The sequence below is a fragment of the Mesosutterella faecium genome, from assembly GCF_022809315.2.
GTDB classification, from domain to species: domain Bacteria; phylum Pseudomonadota; class Gammaproteobacteria; order Burkholderiales; family Burkholderiaceae_F; genus Mesosutterella; species Mesosutterella faecium.
On the sequence record NZ_JAKZJU020000001.1, the window covers coordinates 429,551 to 445,667 of the forward strand.

Genomic DNA, 16,117 nt, shown 5'->3' on the forward strand with positions numbered 1-16,117 from the left:
GCAATCGCTATGCCGGCAGAAGCAGCCGGGCGGTTTCACCATCCGGAACCGCAGGCATCAGCCATACCGGGAGAACAGGTTTCTATGCTTCCTTCGAAGATCCAGGGTCAATCTCCTGTCAAAAAACGCAGCATCGGCAGGATTCTGGGCTGGCTGTGCGCCATCGGCGCCGCCTGCGCCGCGAGCGGCATGCTGCTGTTTACCTTTCTGTTCGCCATTGTCTACGCCCAGCTGCCGGACATGACGGAAATGCGCTCCTATTCTCCGAAGCTGCCGCTCAAGATATGGTCCTCCGACAACCAGCTGCTGGCAGAATACGGTGAAGAGCGCCGGGACTATGTTCCGATCGACGAACTGCCCAAGCATGTCAAGCTGGCCATTCTGGCCGCCGAAGACTCAGACTTTTACGAACACTCGGGCGTGGATCTCTCTGGCATTGGACGGGCCCTCATCAGCAACATTCTTTCGGGACACAAGGGGCAGGGCGGATCCACCATCACCATGCAGGTCGCGCGCAACTGCTTTCTCTCTTCCGAGAAAAGCTACATGAGAAAGCTCTATGAAATCGCCATCGCGACCAAGCTCGAACACGAACTCACCAAGGACCAGATTCTGGAAATCTACGTGAACCAGATTTATCTCGGCCAGCGGGCCTACGGCTTTGGATCGGCCGCGAGGACGTATTTCGGGCGGCCGCTGAAAGAGCTGAGCATCGGGGAAGCTGCAACGCTGGCCGGACTGCCGGTGGCGCCCTCGGCCTACAACCCCGTTGTCAACAACCGGCGGGCCACCATGCGCCGCAACTACGTGCTCGGGCGGATGGCGGCCCTCGGGTTCATTTCCGAGCAGAAGCGGCAGGAAGAGCAGGCCAAGCCGGTCTATGTGCAGGATGCCGTGGCTGACGCCGTGGCCGGCAAACGCTCCCTCAAGATCCATGCTGAATATGCGACAGAGCTCGCCCGGCAGCTGGTTTACGACATTTTCAAGGACGACGCCTACACAAGGGGCCTCAACGTCTATCTCACCATCAGCAGCAAGGACCAGCAGGCCGCCTATTCAGCCGTGCGCTCGAACATCGCCTCCTTTGACAAGGCCCGCGGCTACAGGGGCGCCGAAGGCCAGATCCGCCTTCCGGCCAGCCTCGACGAGCAGGCCAAAACCATCAAGCAGGCCCTGCACGCCGCCGCCTCCAGCCCCAACCTGCTTCCTGCCATTGTTCTGAGCACATCGCCCTCCATCAGGGCGGCCATCTCCAATGGCGAAACCGTTACGCTGGACCGGGCCTCAAACACATTCGCCGGGAAATTCCTCAAGGCAAAGCCCGATGATCCGGCCGGGCTGCGTCCCGGAGCCCTCATCAGGATCACACGCACCTCGGGCGGCTGGACGCTCTCACAGATTCCTCAGGTTCAGACCGGCTTCATGGCCGCAGACTTCCGCACTGGTGCGGTCCGGGCGCTGGTCGGAGGGTTTGACTACGACCTCAACATGTTCAATCACGTAACGCAGGCCTGGAGGCAGCCCGGCTCATCGTTCAAGCCGTTCATTTACTCCGCCTCGCTGGAGAAGGGATTTACGCCCAACACCATCCTTCAGGACTCGCCTTTCTATCTGGACGCCAAGAAAAACGGCGGCCAGGCCTGGTCCCCCAAAAATTATTCGGGGAAATTCGAGGGGCCGATGCCTCTGCACAGGGCGCTGGAAAAATCCCAGAACATTCCTGTGATCCGCGTCATGAACGCCATAGGCCCCAAGTACGCCCAGGAGTTCCTGGCCCGCTTCGGCTTCCCGGCCTCACGGCACTCACCGACCCTCTCCACCGCCCTCGGTTCGGGCACCGTCACCATCTGGCAAATGGTGGAGGCATACTCGATTTTCGCCAACGGCGGCTACCGCGTGCAGCCCTACCTGATTGACAAGATCGTGGACGAAAGCGGCCGCACCATCATGACGGAGGAAAACCGCGAGGCCGGCGACGAATCCATCCGCGCCATTCCTGCCCGCAACGCCTTCGTGATGTCAACGCTTCTCAATGACGTCGCCCGCAGGGGAACTGCCGCGCGGGCCGGCGCTGCGCTTGGCCGTCCCGACGTGGGCGCCAAGACCGGAACCTCCAACGACTCCAACGACGCCTGGTTCGCGGGCTTCGCCGGCAATCAGGTCGCCGTGGGCTGGATGGGTTACGATCAGCTGCGCTCTCTCGGCAGCAAGGCAACCGGAGGCGTGCTCATGCAGCCTGTCTGGATCAGCTATATGCAGACCGCGGTGCGCGGGCAGCCGATATACAATCGGATGCCGCCCGGCGGCGTTGAGCAGCGGGCGGGCGAATGGTGCTACTCGGAGGTGAGCGACGGCACGCATGCCGAGAGCTCTACCCCCGTCTCTTCGGGAGACGATCCCGTCAGCTCCCTGCTGAAGCTTTTTTAGGAGACCTGGAGAAGCGCACCTCCTCGCCGGCGAGCTGGCTGGCCGCCGAGGCAAGAACCTCCCAGAACTCCCGTCCCTCGGAGTCTTCCCACCGCTCGCCGTGAAGCGAGAAGTGGAACCCTCCGGAGCGGCGGGAGGCGAGCCAGACCTGCTGCGTAGGCGTCTGGAGGTTTATGACGATCTGCTCCCCGCTGTCGAATTCGATGGTCAGGACGTTGCCGTTGCGGTCGCAGTCCGCCATTGACAGTTCAGGAGCGTCTTCAACTTCGGAGAGCAGCGATTCCGCTTTTTCTATAAAAAGAGTCTGATTCATGATGAAAAACAGGTTCCTACGTGCCTCGATCATTGTAAGTCTTTCATGCTGCGCGCTTCTGACCGGCTGCGGGCTGAAGTCCGGGCTTTACATGCCGGCTCCCGCACACCGTTCGTCTGCCGCCGGTTCTGCCCAGAACCCGCAGGCCCGGCAGGCGCCCGGCGCCGCCGTTCGGGATCAGACCTCTTCGGACGAACACGCCGCCTCCGGCGCTGCCGCTGAAAACAAATAACCGATAACTGTCAAAAAACATGACCGATACCTTGCAGACACAGATCCCTTCCCTGCCAGACGGCGTGTCCTTCGCCTACAGAGGGGATGCCCTTTACTGCGAAGACCTTCCCGTTTCAGAGCTTGCGTCCCGCTACGGGACGCCGCTGTACGTCTATGGGCAAAAAGCCATCCGGACGGCCTATCAGGAATACGACCAGGCCTTCGGAGAGCACCCGCACAGCATCATGTACTCCGTGAAGGCCAATTCCAATCTGGCCATCGTAAATCTGCTTGCGCGGCTCGGCGCAGGCTTCGATGTTGTCTCGGGCGGGGAGCTGCTGCGCGTGATTGCAGCCGGCGCCGAACCCTCCCGGGTTGTCTTCTCCGGGGTCGGGAAAACGGACGCCGAAATCACCCTCGCCCTGCAGAAAGGCATTCGCTGCTTCAACATAGAAAGCATCCCCGAGCTTGAGCAGATCGCGTCCATCGCGAGGAAGATGGGCCGGCGGGCCCCGGTGTCCGTCCGCGTCAACCCGAACGTCGATGCCAAAACCCATCCCTACATTTCCACGGGCCTCCGGAACAACAAATTCGGAGTGGCCTACGAGCAGACCCTGCCCCTTTACCGGCACGCGGCAGCCCTGCCTGAGATTGAAATCACGGGCATCGACTGCCACATCGGCAGCCAGATCACCGAGCTCTCGCCTTTCAAGGACGCGGGAGAAAAAATCCTGGACCTGGTCGCGAAGCTGGCCGAGGAGGGCATCGTCCTGAGGCACATCGACTTCGGGGGCGGCCTGGGAGTCCGGTACAAAGATGAGACGCCCCCCAGCAGAAAAGCCTTCATAGAGACTCTCCTCGGCATGCTGGAGCGCCGGGGCATGAGCCGCCTCGACTGCCTCATCGAGCCGGGAAGATCGATCGTGGCCAACGCCGGCATACTGGTCTGCTCAGTCATCAGGGACAAAACGGGGGAAACCAAAAATTTCGCTGTAGTGGACGCTGCGATGAACGATATGGGCCGACCCATGTTCTATCAGGCCTGGATGGGGGTCGTGCCTGTCAAAATTCGCAGGGGCGATTCCCGCTGCTATGACGTCGTAGGCCCCATCTGCGAGTCCGGAGACTGGCTGGCCAGGCAAAGGACGCTGTGCATCAGGCAGGGTGATCTGCTCGCCGTCACCTCGGCCGGAGCTTACGGCATGTCGATGAGCTCAAACTACAACACCCGGCCCAGGGCGGCCGAAGTGCTGGTCAGCGGAGAGCAGGCTTTCTGCATCCGGGAGCGGGAAAAGCCGGAAGACCTATGGAGGCTGGAGCATATTCCCCAGCCCTGAGGATTTTTTCTCTTCCTTCTTTTTTGGCAGGACGACAAAGTGAGCATCTACGAATCAGCCCGGTTTCTAACCTCCTCGAGCAGCATCAGCGGCCTTCCGGCGGCTTCGCTGCCCGAGATAGCCTTTGCGGGCCGTTCCAACGCCGGCAAGTCCACCACCATCAACGTTCTCACCCGCCAGGGCAAGCTCGCCTACGCCTCCAAGACGCCGGGACGCACGCAGCTGATCAATTTTTTTGAATTGGCACGCAAGGATCCTGCGAGCCACGAGCGCATCCCCCTGGGCTACCTCGTCGACCTCCCTGGCTACGGATTTGCCAAAGCTACGGAACAGGTCCGCTCGTCATGGTCGGATCTGGTCGGCGGCTATATTGATTCCCGCAGCTCGCTGATCGGTGTCGTCCTCGTGATGGACGCGCGCCGCCCGTTCATGCCGTCCGATGAATGGGTGATCAGTTTCCTTGCCAAGCGCCCCACCATGCGCATGGCGTGGCTGCTCAACAAGGCTGATCAATTAAGAACGGTTTCAGAACGCTGTGCTTTAATTCGCAGAGTCAGGGAACGCGCGGCGGAATTCGCCAACCCGGTTTCCGTCCAGCTGTTTTCGGGCCTGAAAAAAACAGGGGCCGAAGAGCTTCGCTCGACGCTGGACTCCTGGCTGGGCATCGGCTGACTCCATTTTCATCTCCGCCGCGGCCGGCTTGGGGAAGTTCTCCCCTCCCCTCCGCTGCCCTGAGTTTTTTATTAGAGGCTTTATCCATGCAAACGCTTGGTCAGTTTCCGATGGTGCGCATGCGCCGCAATCGTCATGACGACTTTTCCAGAAGGCTGGTAAGGGAGACGACGCTGTCCCCGAACGACCTGATCCTTCCTGTCTTCGTTGAAGAAGGGCAGAACCGCCGCGATCCCGTCCCGTCCATGCCCGGCGTGTGCCGGCTCTCTATTGACCAGCTGCTTGAGGTCTGCGAAGAGATGGTCGCCCTGGGCATTCCCATGGTCGCCCTGTTCCCGCATATCGAGCAGAATTTGAAGGCCCCGGACGGACGCGAAGCCCACAACCCCGACGGCCTCATTCCTCGCGCCGTCAAGGCGATCAAAGCCAAATTCCCGCAGCTTGGCGTCATGACGGACGTCGCTCTCGACCCCTACACCACGCACGGCCAGGACGGGCTGATCGACAGCACGGGCTTTATCCTCAACGACGAGACAGTCGAGCAGCTGATTCTCCAGGCCCTCTGCCAGGCCCGGGCCGGCGCCGACGTCGTCGCCCCGTCCGACATGATGGACGGACGCATTGGTGCCATTCGCAAGGCGCTGGAGGACGACGGACGGATTTACACCCGCATCATGGCCTATTCCGCGAAATACGCGTCTTCCTACTACGGCCCCTTCCGCGACGCCGTCGGTTCGTCCTCGAACCTGGGACGCTCAAACAAGGACGTCTACCAGCAGGATCCTGCCAACGGCAACGAAGCGCTGTGGGAAGTCGGCTATGACCTGGCCGAGGGCGCCGACATGGTGATGGTGAAACCCGGCATTCCCTATCTGGACGTGCTTTGGAGAGTGAAGGAAGAGTTCAAGGCCCCGACTTTCCTCTATCACGTCTCCGGCGAATACGCCATGCTGAAATTCGCCGCGGCGGCCGGCGCCATCGACGAAAAGAAGATCACGATGGAAACCATGATCTGCGCCAAGCGTGCTGGAGCCGACGGCATCCTCACGTACTGCTCGCTTGACGTGGCCCGCTGGCTCAAGGAGGGCTACGAGTACTAACTCCGCACCTTGAAACTCCCGCCCTGCCGCGGCAGGGCGGACCCGTGCCGGTCTTCTCTCACCGACCGGCCTTAAACGCCCGCAGGCGCCTGCCCTCGCGCTTTGTGGGGCGGCCGCCCCTGATGGAGCGGGCCGGCTCCGCCGCCAGCTTCAGTATTTCCTTCCTGTGCTTTCTTAATTCACGGCTGGACTCTGTCTCCTCGTAAAGCTTCGAGGCTTCTGAGGCCGAACCCCGTTTGCCGCTCAGTCCGGTGACACGCACCTCCATCAGCTCCTCGCCCCGGCGGATCGACAGCAGCATGCCGGGCCTGACCTCCCTGGAAGACTTCAGCCTCTCGCCCTCGCAGGTCACGCGCCCGGTGGCTATGGCATCCTGAGCAAGAGACCTTGTCTTGAAAAACCGCGCGGCCCAGAGCCATTTGTCGAGCCGTACCTCTTCTGCTTCTTTCTGCATTTGCGACCCTAAGAAAAAGCGGATCCTGCCGTTTAAACAGAATCCGCTTCATCAGCTGCCGGCGCCAGGCGCAGCTGAAAGCCGCACCCGGCGGGAAGCCCTTGCTTACTCAGCCTTCTTGGCCTCAGCCTTTTCCTCAACAGGCTCGGCCTTCGGGGCGGCCTTCTCGGTGAGCTCCATATAAGCGAGGGGAGCGTTGTCGCCCACGCGGAAGCCCATCTTGAGGATGCGGGTGTAGCCGCCGTTGCGCTTGGCAAAACGCGGCCCGATTTCGTCAAACAGCTTGGTGACGGTCGCACGGTCGCGCAGGCGGTTGAAAGCGAGGCGGCGGTTGGCAACGGAGGGATTCTTGCCGAGAGTGATCAGGGGCTCGACAATGCGGCGAAGCTCCTTGGCCTTCGGAAGAGTCGTCTTGATGGCTTCGTGCTGAAGCAGGGAGACGGCCATGTTGCGGAACATGGCAAGGCGGTGGGAGCTGGTGCGGTTAAGCTTGCGAAGACCTAAACGATGACGCATTTTAATTCCTATATTTTCTTTGAAAGTCGAAAAACGACGCTGTACCCGACTCTTCTATCCCCCGAAGGGGCGGACGGGTTGTGAACGCCTGTGCTGCGCGCACAAAGCAAGGGCGGAGATTACTCTCTTTTCCTGCTTTGTGCAAATAAAACAAAAGTTAACGCTCAAGTCCCTGCGGCGGCCAGTTTTCCAGCTTCATGCCGAGGGTAAGACCGTGAGCTGCAAGAACCTCCTTGATTTCGTTGAGGGACTTGCGGCCGAGGTTCGGCGTCTTGAGCAACTCATTTTCCGTGCGCTGAATCAGATCGCCGATGTAGTAGATGTTCTCGGCCTTCAGGCAGTTGGCGGAGCGCACTGTCAGCTCGAGGTCATCGACCGGACGCATGAGGATCGGGTCAAGCGGCGGCGGATTGCTGGCGCCGGCTTCTTCCACAACAGCCTCATTCTTGTCGGCGGCTTCGGTCGTGATGGAGCCGAAGACGGAGAGCTGGTCCTGCAGGATCCTCACAGCTTCGCGGAGTGCGTCCTCGGGCGTAATCACGCCGTTGGTCACGATCTCGAGCGCGAGCTTGTCGAGGTCGGTCCTCTGGCCGACGCGGGCGGAGCTCACCTGATAGGCGACGCGCAGAATCGGGCTGAAGGAAGCGTCCATGATCAGGCGGCCGATCTGCTGGCGGGAGTGATCGTCCTCAAAAGCACGAACATTGCCAGGCTGATAGCCGCGTCCTTTTTCAACCTTCACCTGCATTTCCAGGCGGCCGCCCGAGAGATGGGCGATGACATGGTCAGGATTCTGGATCGTCACGTCATGCGGCAGCTCGAAATCCGCCGCGGTAACCACCGTATTGCCTTCCTTGCGGAGCATCAGGGAGACTTCGTCGCGGCCCTCGAGCTTGAAGATGACGCCCTTCAGGTTCAGCAGGATGTCGACGACGTCTTCCATGACGCCTTCAATCTGGGAGTACTCGTGGACGATGCCCGTGATCTGGGCTTCAGTAGGAGCGTACCCGACCATGGAGGCGAGGAGAATGCGGCGCAGGGCATTGCCCAGCGTGTGGCCATAGCCGCGTTCAAAAGGCTCCAGTGTGATGACGGCCCTGTTAGGGTTTTTCTCATCGACCGCAACGTCAATCGTGTTGGGCTTGAGAAGTTCAGCGTTGAACATTGGTTGACTATCCTATTCAATACCCTCGGCTCGTTACACCGATAAGGCTGATGGAGGTCAGGGGCTGAGTGAAAAAACGCGGACAGCGCCCCAGTTGGTCCATCCGCGTCTGAAAATTGTAACTGGCCGATTCCCCGCTGGGGAACCGGTCAGATGCAGCCTGATTAACGAGAATAAAGTTCAACGATCAGAGCTTCGTTGACCTCAGGGTTGAACTCTTCGCGCTCAGGCAGGTTCTTGAAGGTGCCTTCAAACTTCTTGGCATCGACGGAAACCCAGCCGGGGAAGCCGTTCTGGGTAGCCAGTTCAAGAGCCTCGGCGATGCGGGCCTGCTTGCGGGCCTTCTCGCGGACGGAGACGACGTCCCCGGCTTTCACCAGGGCGGAAGGAATATCGACGCGCTGTCCGTTGACAGCGATCGCACCGTGGTTCACCAGCTGGCGGGCTTCTGCACGGGTGGATGCAAAGCCCATACGGTAAACCACATTGTCAAGGCGGCTCTCAAGGAGCAGCATAAGGTTTGTACCAGTGTTGCCACGCCGGGCTTCAGCGGTCTTGAAAATGCGGCGGAACTGGCGCTCAAGGATGCCGTACATGCGCTTGACCTTCTGCTTTTCGCGAAGCTGGGTGCCGTAGTCGGACATCCTGGCGCCGGAAATCTTGCCGTGCTGGCCCGGTTTGGTTTCGGCGTCCTTAACTTTCGAGTCGAAGGAACGGCGAGCGCTCTTCAGGTTGAGATCACAACCCTCACGACGCGCGAGCTTGAGCTTGGGACCGAGATAACGTGCCATTTAAATTAGCCTCTCTTATCCTGCGGAATCACTCCGCATTCAGTCTTTTCTCCCGGTTGATGGAGAAAGGACACGGAAATGTTGTTGATGTTAAACGCGGCGGCGCTTCGAAGGACGCACACCGTTGTGCGGGATCGGAGTCACGTCCTGAATGGAGGTGACGCGGATGCCCACGGAGTTCAGGGCGCGGATGGAGCTCTCGCGGCCGGGGCCGGGCCCGGTGACCTGAACGTCGACGCTCTTAAGGCCGAATTCAAGGGCAGCGCGGGCAGCCTGTTCGCTGGCCACCTGAGCGGCAAACGAAGTGGACTTGCGCGAGCCTTTGAAGCCCTGGGCGCCGGAAGAAGACGCCGAGATGACGTTCCCCTGACGATCGGTGATGGAAATAATCGTGTTGTTGAAGGACGCGTGGATGTGCGCGACGCCTTCCGTCACGACCTTGCGGACCTTCTTGCGGCCGCGGGCGGCAGAAGCGGATCCTGCGGCTTTCTTATTGGTAGTTGTGCCAGCCATTCTTTACCTCGAAATTACTTCTTGAGCGTGACACCAACCTTGCGCGGTCCCTTGCGGGTGCGGGCGTTGGTGCGAGTACGCTGACCACGGACCGGAAGCCCACGGCGATGACGCATGCCGCGATAGGTCCCCAGGTCGATCAGACGCTTGATCGAAAGCTGAATTTCACGACGGAGGTCACCCTCAACGGTGAACTTGGAAACCGCATCGCGGATCTTCTCAAGCTCTTCATCATTGAGGTCTTTGACCAACTTATCCTGCGGAACACCGCAGGCATCACAGATGTCGCCAGCGCGGGTGCGGCCGATGCCATAAATGGCGGTCAACCCGATGACGGCATGCTGATTCGGCGGAATATTAATACCGGCGATACGAGCCATTTTTTTTCCTTACCTCTTTAGCCTTGACGCTGCTTGTGACGCGGATCGCTGCAGATCACGCGCAAAACACCCTTGCGCTTGACGATCTTGCAGTTGCGGCACATCTTTTTAACCGAAGCTGCTACCTTCATTTTCATCTCCAGCCATGCCGCTCAGCGGCATGGGTTCTGATGCTCTAGACAAGAAGGAGGGAGCATATACCATTTTCGGGATTTGCACAACCGGATTGACCAAAAAAATGGTCTCACCGGCTGCGCAATCCTGAGCCATGGAGCCCGGTCCACCCTGTCGCGGCTTTTGCAGAAAGCCGCCGGCACCGTATTATGCCGGGGTCAAAGTCCCCGGCCAAAGCCTTGGAAGTTTGTCTTCCTCAGCAAACTTTCGTACTGCTGTGACATCAGGTAAGCCTGAACCTGAGTCATGAAGTCCATCGCCACCACCACAACGATGAGCAGCGACGTGCCGCCAAAATAGAACGGAACGTTGAACTTCAGGTTCAGGAATTCAGGAACCAGACACACAAACACCAGGTAAATCGCACCACTCAGCGTGAGCCTCTGGAGGATCCGATCGACATACTTCGCCGTCTGGTCCCCAGGACGGATGCCGGGAATAAACGCCCCGCCCTTCTTCAGATTTTCCGCCGTCTCCTTCGGATTGAAGACAAGAGCCGTGTAGAAGTAGGCGAAAAACACGATCAGCGCAGCATAAAGCAGCGTGTAGATCGGCTGTCCCGGCGATAGCGAAGCGGCAAGGTCGCGCAGCCAGCGGTTGGAGTCGCTGGCCGTCATCCAGCCGGCCACCGTCGCAGGAAACAGAATCAGGGAAGAGGCGAAAATCGGCGGAATCACGTTGGCCATGTTTATCTTCAGGGGAAGGTAGGTCGACTGCCCCCCGACGATATTCCGGCCAATCTGGCGCCGCGCATAATTCACCGTAATACGACGCTGCGCCCTCTCCATGAACACCACGAAGGCGGTCACGAGAAGGACTACGGCGATCACGAAGATAGCCGCGAGCGGGCTGATGGCTCCGGTGCTCACCAGCGACATCAGGCCGGACGCCGCATTGGGAAGCCCCGCGACGATACCGGCGAAGATGATGATGGAGATGCCGTTGCCAAGCCCTCTTTCCGTAATCTGCTCGCCCAGCCACATCAGGAACATAGTCCCCGTCACCAGCGAGACCACGCAGGTGAACTGGAAGACCGGACCCGGATTGATGACCAGGCCCGGCTGGGTCTGCAGTGCCACGGAAATGCCCAGGGCCTGAAACAGGCCCAGGAACAGAGTCGTATAGCGAGTGTACTGAGTGATTTTTCTGCGGCCGGACTCTCCCTCTTTTCTCAGCGCTTCAAGGGAGGGCATCACATAGGACAGCATCTGCAGAATAATGGCTGCAGAAATGTACGGCATGATGCCCAGGGCAAAAAGCGAAAAACGAGAGAGCGCCCCGCCGGAGAACATGTTGAACAGCCCGAGAATGCCGCCCTGCTGCTGATTGAACAGCTGCTGGAGCATATCAGGGTCAATGCCCGGAACCGGAATGTGAGCTCCGATCCGGTAGACGATCAGAGCAAAGGCAAGGAACAGCAGACGGCGCTTGAGGTCGCCGTACTTGCTTCCGCTCTGCTCTTTTTTGTTTCGGCTGTACGCCACGTTCTACCTCACTGAAGAAAGATTACTCTGCAGCGACGACCGTGCCGCCGGCAGCCTCGATGGCCGCCTTGGCGCCTTTGGTCACGCTCAGCCCCCGGACCGTCACCTTGCGGGTGATCTTGCCGGACAGGATGACGCGGGCTTCAGCGGTGAGCGGCGACACGACATTCGCCTTCTTCAGAACAAGCAGATCGATCTCGTCAACCGGGAGCTTCTCAAGGTCGCTCAGGCGGACTTCCTCCACATACTTGTGGGTAAGGGAGGTGAAGCCGCGCTTCGGCAGACGGCGGTAGATCGGCATCTGGCCGCCTTCGAAACCCACCTTGTGGAAGCCGCCAGCACGGGACTTCTGGCCCTTGTGACCACGAGTAGCGGTCTTGCCCATGCCGGAGCCAACGCCGCGGCCGACACGGCGGACCGCAGACTTGGAACCCTCAGCGGGCTTAATCGTATTCAAACGCATTTTTTATCCTCAGATCATTCAGCACGCACAAGGTAGGAAACCTTGTTGATCATGCCGCGCACGGCAGGCGTGTCTTCGAGCTCGCGGGTCTGGCGGATCTTCTTCAGGCCCAGGCCGAGAACCGTCTTGCGGTGGTCAGCCTTGCAGCCGATCGGGCTGCGAACCAGAGTGACCTTAACAGTCTTCTTGTCAGCCATTTAATCTTCTCCAAACTTAGCCAACAAGATCCTCGACCTTCTTGCCGCGCTTGGCAGCAATCTCGGCCGGAGAACGCATGTTGCTCAGAGCATCAAAAGTCGCGCGAACCATGTTGTAGGGGTTCGCAGAGCCATAGGACTTGGCAAACACGTCGGTGATGCCAATGGCGTTGCAGATGGCGCGCATCGGGCCGCCGGCGATAATGCCGGTACCTTCAGGAGCCGGACGCAGCATCACGGTGGAAGCGCCGTGGTGGCCGGTGACGACGTGATAGACGGTCCCGTGGTTGAGCGGGAACTTCTTCATGTCGTGACGGGCGCGGTCCATGGCCTTCTGAACAGCGGCCGGAACCTCGCGGGACTTGCCCTTGCCCATGCCGACGCGGCCCTCGCCGTCGCCGACGACCGTCAGGGCGGCGAATGCAAGAATACGGCCGCCCTTAACGACCTTGGTCACGCGGTTGACCGCAATCATCTTCTCGCGGTAGTTGTCTTCAGCAGCCGCGTTTTTTCCTTGAAACTTAGCCATAGTTGCCCACGTCCTTAGAACTTGAGGCCGGCTTCACGAGCGGCCTCGGCCAGCGCAGCAACGCGGCCGTGATAACGGTAACCGGAACGATCGAAGGCGCAGCTTTCAATTCCGGCCTTCTTCGCCTTCTCGGCAATGCGGGTGCCCACGATCTTGGCGGCGTTCACATTGCCGCCGTGGCCCTTCACGCTCGCGAGCTGAGCGCGAACCTCGGGCTCCACCGTAGAGGCAGACACGAGCACACGGCTTCCGTCAGCGCTGATGATGCTCGCGTAAATGTGCAGATTGGAACGATAGACCGTCAGGCGGTTCACCTTCTGCAGCTTGATGCGGGCACGCGTGGCACGCGCGCGACGCAGACGGCTTTCTTTTTTATTGATCATATCCGTCTCTCTTACTTCTTCTTGGTTTCTTTAATGATGACAACTTCATTCTCGTACCGAATGCCCTTGCCCTTGTAGGGTTCCGGCTTGCGGTAGGAGCGAACATCAGCAGCGACCTGCCCGATCAGCTGCTTGTCAGCACCAGAAATAACAATGGAGGTCGGGGTCGGGGTCTTCACGACCACGCCGGCCGGCATTTCATGCACCACGGGATGGGAGAAGCCGAGCGACAGATTGAGCTTGTTGCCCTGGGCCTGCGCACGGTAGCCCACGCCAACCAGCGTGAGGGTCTTCGTGTAGCCTTCGGAAACTCCCTTGTTCATGGAACGCACGATGGCGGTCATGGTGCCGGAGTTCTGATTGGCTTCGCGAGAATCGTCCTTGGCGGAGAACTTCAGGCTGCTGCCTTCCTGAACAATGTCCACGCGGGGAAGGATGTGGGTGGAAACTTCACCGACCTTGCCCTTGAGGGTGATGCTATCGGCAGTGACCTTGCACTCGACGCCGGAGGAAAGGACGACCGGAACTTTTGCAATTCGCGACATTCTCTTCCTCCAATTAAGCGACGTAGCACAGGACTTCACCGCCGACGCCGGCGGCGCGGGCCGCACGATCCGTCATCACGCCCTTCGGGGTGGAGACGATCGCAACGCCCAGGCCGTTCATGACCTGCGGGATATCCTGATGGTTCTTGTAGACACGGAGTCCGGGACGGGAAACGCGTTCAATGCGTTCGATCACAGGACGGCCGGAATAATACTTCAGGCCGATGCGGAGTTCGGACTTGCCATCCTTGGCGCTAACAGTAAAACCGTCGATATAGCCTTCGTCTTTCAAGACCTTGGCAATGGCCACCTTCAGCTTGGAGGAGGGCATCACCACTTCCGTCTTGTCGACAATCTGCCCGTTACGGATGCGGGTCAGCATATCGGCGATCGGATCACTCATGCTCATTGTGTAATCTCCTCGCTTACCAGCTGGCCTTGACCAGGCCAGGAATATCGCCGCGCATCGCGGCATCACGGATCATGGAACGGGACAGGCCGAATTTGCGGAACGTTCCGCGGGGACGGCCAGTCAGAGCGCAGCGGTTGCGCAGACGAACCGGGCTTGCATTGCGGGGCAGAGCCTGCAACTGCGCGCGGGCTTCCATCCGCTCTTCCATCGTGCGAGTGGAGTCGTTGATAATCGCCTTGAGAGCAGCGCGCTTGGCCGCGAACTTAGCGACAGTCGCTTCACGCTTCTTTTCGCGATTGATAACTGCGAGTTTAGCCATTTGACACCTGCCTCAATTGCGGAACGGGAAATTAAAGCCGGCGAGAAGAGCCTTGCCTTCTTCGTCCGTCTTAGCCGTCGTAGTAATACTGATGTTCATGCCGCGGATCGCATCGATCTTGTCGTATTCGATTTCCGGGAAGATGATCTGCTCGCGCAGGCCGATGTTGTAGTTGCCGCGGCCGTCGAACGCCTTGCCGGAAACGCCGCGGAAGTCGCGCACGCGCGGGAAAGCGATGGTAACGAGGCGATCAAGGAAGTCGTACATGCGGTCGCCGCGCAGCGTCACCATGCAACCAATCGGCATGCCTTCACGGATCTTGAAGTTAGCGATGGCCTTGCGGGTATACGTCACGATCGGCTTCTGACCGGCAATCTTGGTCATGTCGCCGACGGCGTTTTCAATGATCTTCTTGTCATTAACAGCTTCACCGACACCCATGTTCAGGGTGATCTTGGTGATGCGGGGCACTTCCATAATGGACTTGTAGCCGAACTTCTTGGTGAGCTCGGGAACAATCTTTTCGGAGTACAGAGTATGGAAACGAGACATCACGACTCCTTAAGCCTTGGCGCCGACAACAGAACCGTCCTTGAACACACGGACTTTCTTGCCGTCAACGATCTTGAAAGACACGCGTTCACCCTTCTTGGTGGCGGGGTTGAACAGCATGACATTGCTCTGGTCGATCGGCATCGTCTTCTCAACAATGCCGCCAGGCTGGTTGATCATGGGGTTCGGGCGGACGTGCTTCTTGACGACGTTGACGCCCTCGACGACCACATGGCGGTCATCGACGCGGGAAACCACGGTACCCTTGGTGCCCTTGAACTTGCCGGTGGTAACGATGACTTCGTCACCTTTACGGATACGCTGCATCGTTATCTCCTTAGATCACTTCAGGAGCCAGGGACACGATCTTCATGAACTGCTCGGTGCGCAGCTCGCGCGTAACCGGCCCGAAGATACGAGTGCCAATCGGCTCTTTCTTGTTGTCGAGAAGAACGGCGGCATTCTTGTCAAAGCGAATGCAGGAGCCGTCCGGACGGCGAATGGCGGCGGCGGTGCGAACCACAACGGCGTCGTACACCTCGCCCTTCTTGACGCGGCCGCGCGGAGCCGCTTCCTTGACCGTGACTTTGATAATGTCACCAACGGTGGCATAGCGGCGCTTAGAGCCGCCGAGCACCTTGATACACATTACTGAACGGGCGCCGGTGTTGTCGGCGACGTCCAGTCGAGTTTGCATCTGAATCATGGCTACTTATTTATCCAACTTATGCCGCAAAAGCGGACAGTATTGGTCCCGTACGGGAGAAAGCTGAATCGTTCCGAGCCAGCCGGCTCGTGCGTTTTCAGCTGCTGAGCTGTCTTTCCCTGACAGGCTTGATTGCCAGCCCGGAAAAGCAGAGTTCAGGATTATGCCTCAAAATTAAAAGCTTTGCAACCCAAACCGCTCATGATTTTTCAACCAGGGACCGCGTTAACAAGGAGGGGCTCCCTCTGCGGAATTTCCTCCTCATCTCGGGTCTGCGGGTACCCCTTCCCGGCTTCTTCGCAGATGCCGGAAATGAGCAAGGCGCAGGGTGCCGCAGTATATCCGAAGTCGCAGTGAATTTCAACCGCCTGCTGCAAGACGGAGGGCGCGCATGGTTGTTCAGACCCGGCCGGCTCTGGCCTGACTGCAGCTGCCGCAATACAAAAGCCCCCGTCCTTTCGGGCGGGGGCTG

The 16,117-nt window shown here is 59.3% G+C and carries 24 protein-coding genes; 5 read left to right on the top strand and 19 right to left on the bottom strand.

Translation table 11 applies throughout. The features are described from left to right. Positions 1–84: 84 nt before the first annotated feature. The gene (locus MUN46_RS02020) at positions 85–2,427 is read left to right on the top strand and encodes a penicillin-binding protein 1A (RefSeq protein ID WP_243376027.1); all 2,343 of its coding nucleotides are present in this window, start codon (positions 85–87) and stop codon (positions 2,425–2,427) included. Here MUN46_RS02020 and cyaY read toward each other — a convergent pair. Beyond that, on the bottom strand, positions 2,402–2,740 hold the full coding sequence (cyaY, locus tag MUN46_RS02025) for an iron donor protein CyaY (protein ID WP_285230537.1): 339 nt from the start codon (positions 2,738–2,740) through the stop codon (positions 2,402–2,404). The two genes, MUN46_RS02020 and cyaY, sit on opposite strands and share 26 nt — an antisense overlap. A gap of 1 nt (position 2,741) precedes the next feature. On the opposite strand from cyaY, the gene lptM reads away from it, so the two are divergent. From lptM to hemB, 4 genes are all read left to right on the top strand, one after another. After that, complete coding sequence (gene lptM / locus MUN46_RS11770) at positions 2,742–2,972, top strand: LPS translocon maturation chaperone LptM (RefSeq protein ID WP_422732588.1); 231 nt, start codon at positions 2,742–2,744, stop codon at positions 2,970–2,972. A 19-nt stretch (positions 2,973–2,991) separates the two neighbouring features. Next, the gene (gene lysA / locus MUN46_RS02030; RefSeq protein WP_243376029.1) at positions 2,992–4,290 is read left to right on the top strand and encodes a diaminopimelate decarboxylase; all 1,299 of its coding nucleotides are present in this window, start codon (positions 2,992–2,994) and stop codon (positions 4,288–4,290) included. A gap of 39 nt (positions 4,291–4,329) precedes the next feature. Next, positions 4,330–4,962, top strand: coding sequence for a ribosome biogenesis GTP-binding protein YihA/YsxC (yihA, locus tag MUN46_RS02035; RefSeq protein ID WP_243376030.1), 633 nt, complete (start codon positions 4,330–4,332; stop codon positions 4,960–4,962). Positions 4,963–5,048: 86 nt separating this feature from the next. Then, positions 5,049–6,062, top strand: a complete 1,014-nt coding sequence (gene hemB / locus MUN46_RS02040; protein ID WP_243376031.1) for a porphobilinogen synthase — start codon at positions 5,049–5,051, stop codon at positions 6,060–6,062. A gap of 58 nt (positions 6,063–6,120) precedes the next feature. Here the strand turns inward: hemB and MUN46_RS02045 are convergent, their stop codons facing one another. The 18 genes from MUN46_RS02045 to rplN form a co-directional block, all read right to left on the bottom strand. Continuing rightward, positions 6,121–6,516 (bottom strand): RNA-binding S4 domain-containing protein, encoded by a 396-nt coding sequence (locus MUN46_RS02045; RefSeq protein ID WP_243376032.1) that lies wholly within the window; start codon positions 6,514–6,516, stop codon positions 6,121–6,123. Between the two features lie 105 nt (positions 6,517–6,621). After that, complete coding sequence (gene rplQ / locus MUN46_RS02050; protein WP_237978776.1) at positions 6,622–7,032, bottom strand: 50S ribosomal protein L17; 411 nt, start codon at positions 7,030–7,032, stop codon at positions 6,622–6,624. Positions 7,033–7,189: 157 nt separating this feature from the next. Continuing rightward, entirely contained in the window at positions 7,190–8,197 is a 1,008-nt protein-coding gene (locus MUN46_RS02055) for a DNA-directed RNA polymerase subunit alpha (RefSeq protein ID WP_243376033.1), read from the bottom strand. 164 nt (positions 8,198–8,361) lie between these two features. After that, complete coding sequence (gene rpsD / locus MUN46_RS02060; RefSeq protein ID WP_237978778.1) at positions 8,362–8,988, bottom strand: 30S ribosomal protein S4; 627 nt, start codon at positions 8,986–8,988, stop codon at positions 8,362–8,364. A gap of 90 nt (positions 8,989–9,078) precedes the next feature. Then, positions 9,079–9,501, bottom strand: a complete 423-nt coding sequence (gene rpsK, locus MUN46_RS02065; RefSeq protein WP_237978779.1) for a 30S ribosomal protein S11 — start codon at positions 9,499–9,501, stop codon at positions 9,079–9,081. A 14-nt stretch (positions 9,502–9,515) separates the two neighbouring features. Continuing rightward, positions 9,516–9,881, bottom strand: coding sequence for a 30S ribosomal protein S13 (gene rpsM / locus MUN46_RS02070; protein ID WP_237978780.1), 366 nt, complete (start codon positions 9,879–9,881; stop codon positions 9,516–9,518). Between the two features lie 17 nt (positions 9,882–9,898). Next, entirely contained in the window at positions 9,899–10,012 is a 114-nt protein-coding gene (gene rpmJ / locus MUN46_RS02075) for a 50S ribosomal protein L36 (protein WP_237978782.1), read from the bottom strand. 201 nt (positions 10,013–10,213) lie between these two features. Further along, entirely contained in the window at positions 10,214–11,539 is a 1,326-nt protein-coding gene (secY, locus tag MUN46_RS02080; protein ID WP_243376034.1) for a preprotein translocase subunit SecY, read from the bottom strand. A 22-nt stretch (positions 11,540–11,561) separates the two neighbouring features. After that, positions 11,562–12,002, bottom strand: coding sequence for a 50S ribosomal protein L15 (gene rplO, locus MUN46_RS02085; protein WP_237978784.1), 441 nt, complete (start codon positions 12,000–12,002; stop codon positions 11,562–11,564). A gap of 14 nt (positions 12,003–12,016) precedes the next feature. Next, complete coding sequence (gene rpmD / locus MUN46_RS02090) at positions 12,017–12,199, bottom strand: 50S ribosomal protein L30 (protein WP_237978785.1); 183 nt, start codon at positions 12,197–12,199, stop codon at positions 12,017–12,019. 16 nt (positions 12,200–12,215) lie between these two features. Next, positions 12,216–12,728 (bottom strand): 30S ribosomal protein S5, encoded by a 513-nt coding sequence (gene rpsE, locus MUN46_RS02095; protein WP_237978787.1) that lies wholly within the window; start codon positions 12,726–12,728, stop codon positions 12,216–12,218. Positions 12,729–12,742: 14 nt separating this feature from the next. Next, positions 12,743–13,111 (bottom strand): 50S ribosomal protein L18, encoded by a 369-nt coding sequence (gene rplR / locus MUN46_RS02100; protein WP_237978789.1) that lies wholly within the window; start codon positions 13,109–13,111, stop codon positions 12,743–12,745. Between the two features lie 11 nt (positions 13,112–13,122). After that, positions 13,123–13,656, bottom strand: coding sequence for a 50S ribosomal protein L6 (gene rplF, locus MUN46_RS02105; protein ID WP_243376035.1), 534 nt, complete (start codon positions 13,654–13,656; stop codon positions 13,123–13,125). A 13-nt stretch (positions 13,657–13,669) separates the two neighbouring features. Continuing rightward, positions 13,670–14,065 (bottom strand): 30S ribosomal protein S8, encoded by a 396-nt coding sequence (gene rpsH / locus MUN46_RS02110; protein WP_243376036.1) that lies wholly within the window; start codon positions 14,063–14,065, stop codon positions 13,670–13,672. A gap of 16 nt (positions 14,066–14,081) precedes the next feature. After that, positions 14,082–14,387: a 30S ribosomal protein S14 gene (gene rpsN / locus MUN46_RS02115; RefSeq protein ID WP_237978794.1), complete on the bottom strand. Its 306-nt coding sequence runs from the start codon at positions 14,385–14,387 to the stop codon at positions 14,082–14,084. Positions 14,388–14,399: 12 nt separating this feature from the next. Beyond that, positions 14,400–14,939 (bottom strand): 50S ribosomal protein L5, encoded by a 540-nt coding sequence (rplE, locus tag MUN46_RS02120; RefSeq protein ID WP_243376037.1) that lies wholly within the window; start codon positions 14,937–14,939, stop codon positions 14,400–14,402. A gap of 9 nt (positions 14,940–14,948) precedes the next feature. After that, a complete protein-coding gene (gene rplX / locus MUN46_RS02125) occupies positions 14,949–15,266 on the bottom strand; it encodes a 50S ribosomal protein L24 (RefSeq protein WP_243376038.1) in 318 nt (105 codons plus the stop codon). Between the two features lie 10 nt (positions 15,267–15,276). Beyond that, on the bottom strand, positions 15,277–15,645 hold the full coding sequence (gene rplN, locus MUN46_RS02130; protein WP_237978798.1) for a 50S ribosomal protein L14: 369 nt from the start codon (positions 15,643–15,645) through the stop codon (positions 15,277–15,279). Between the last annotated feature and the right edge of the window lie 472 nt (positions 15,646–16,117).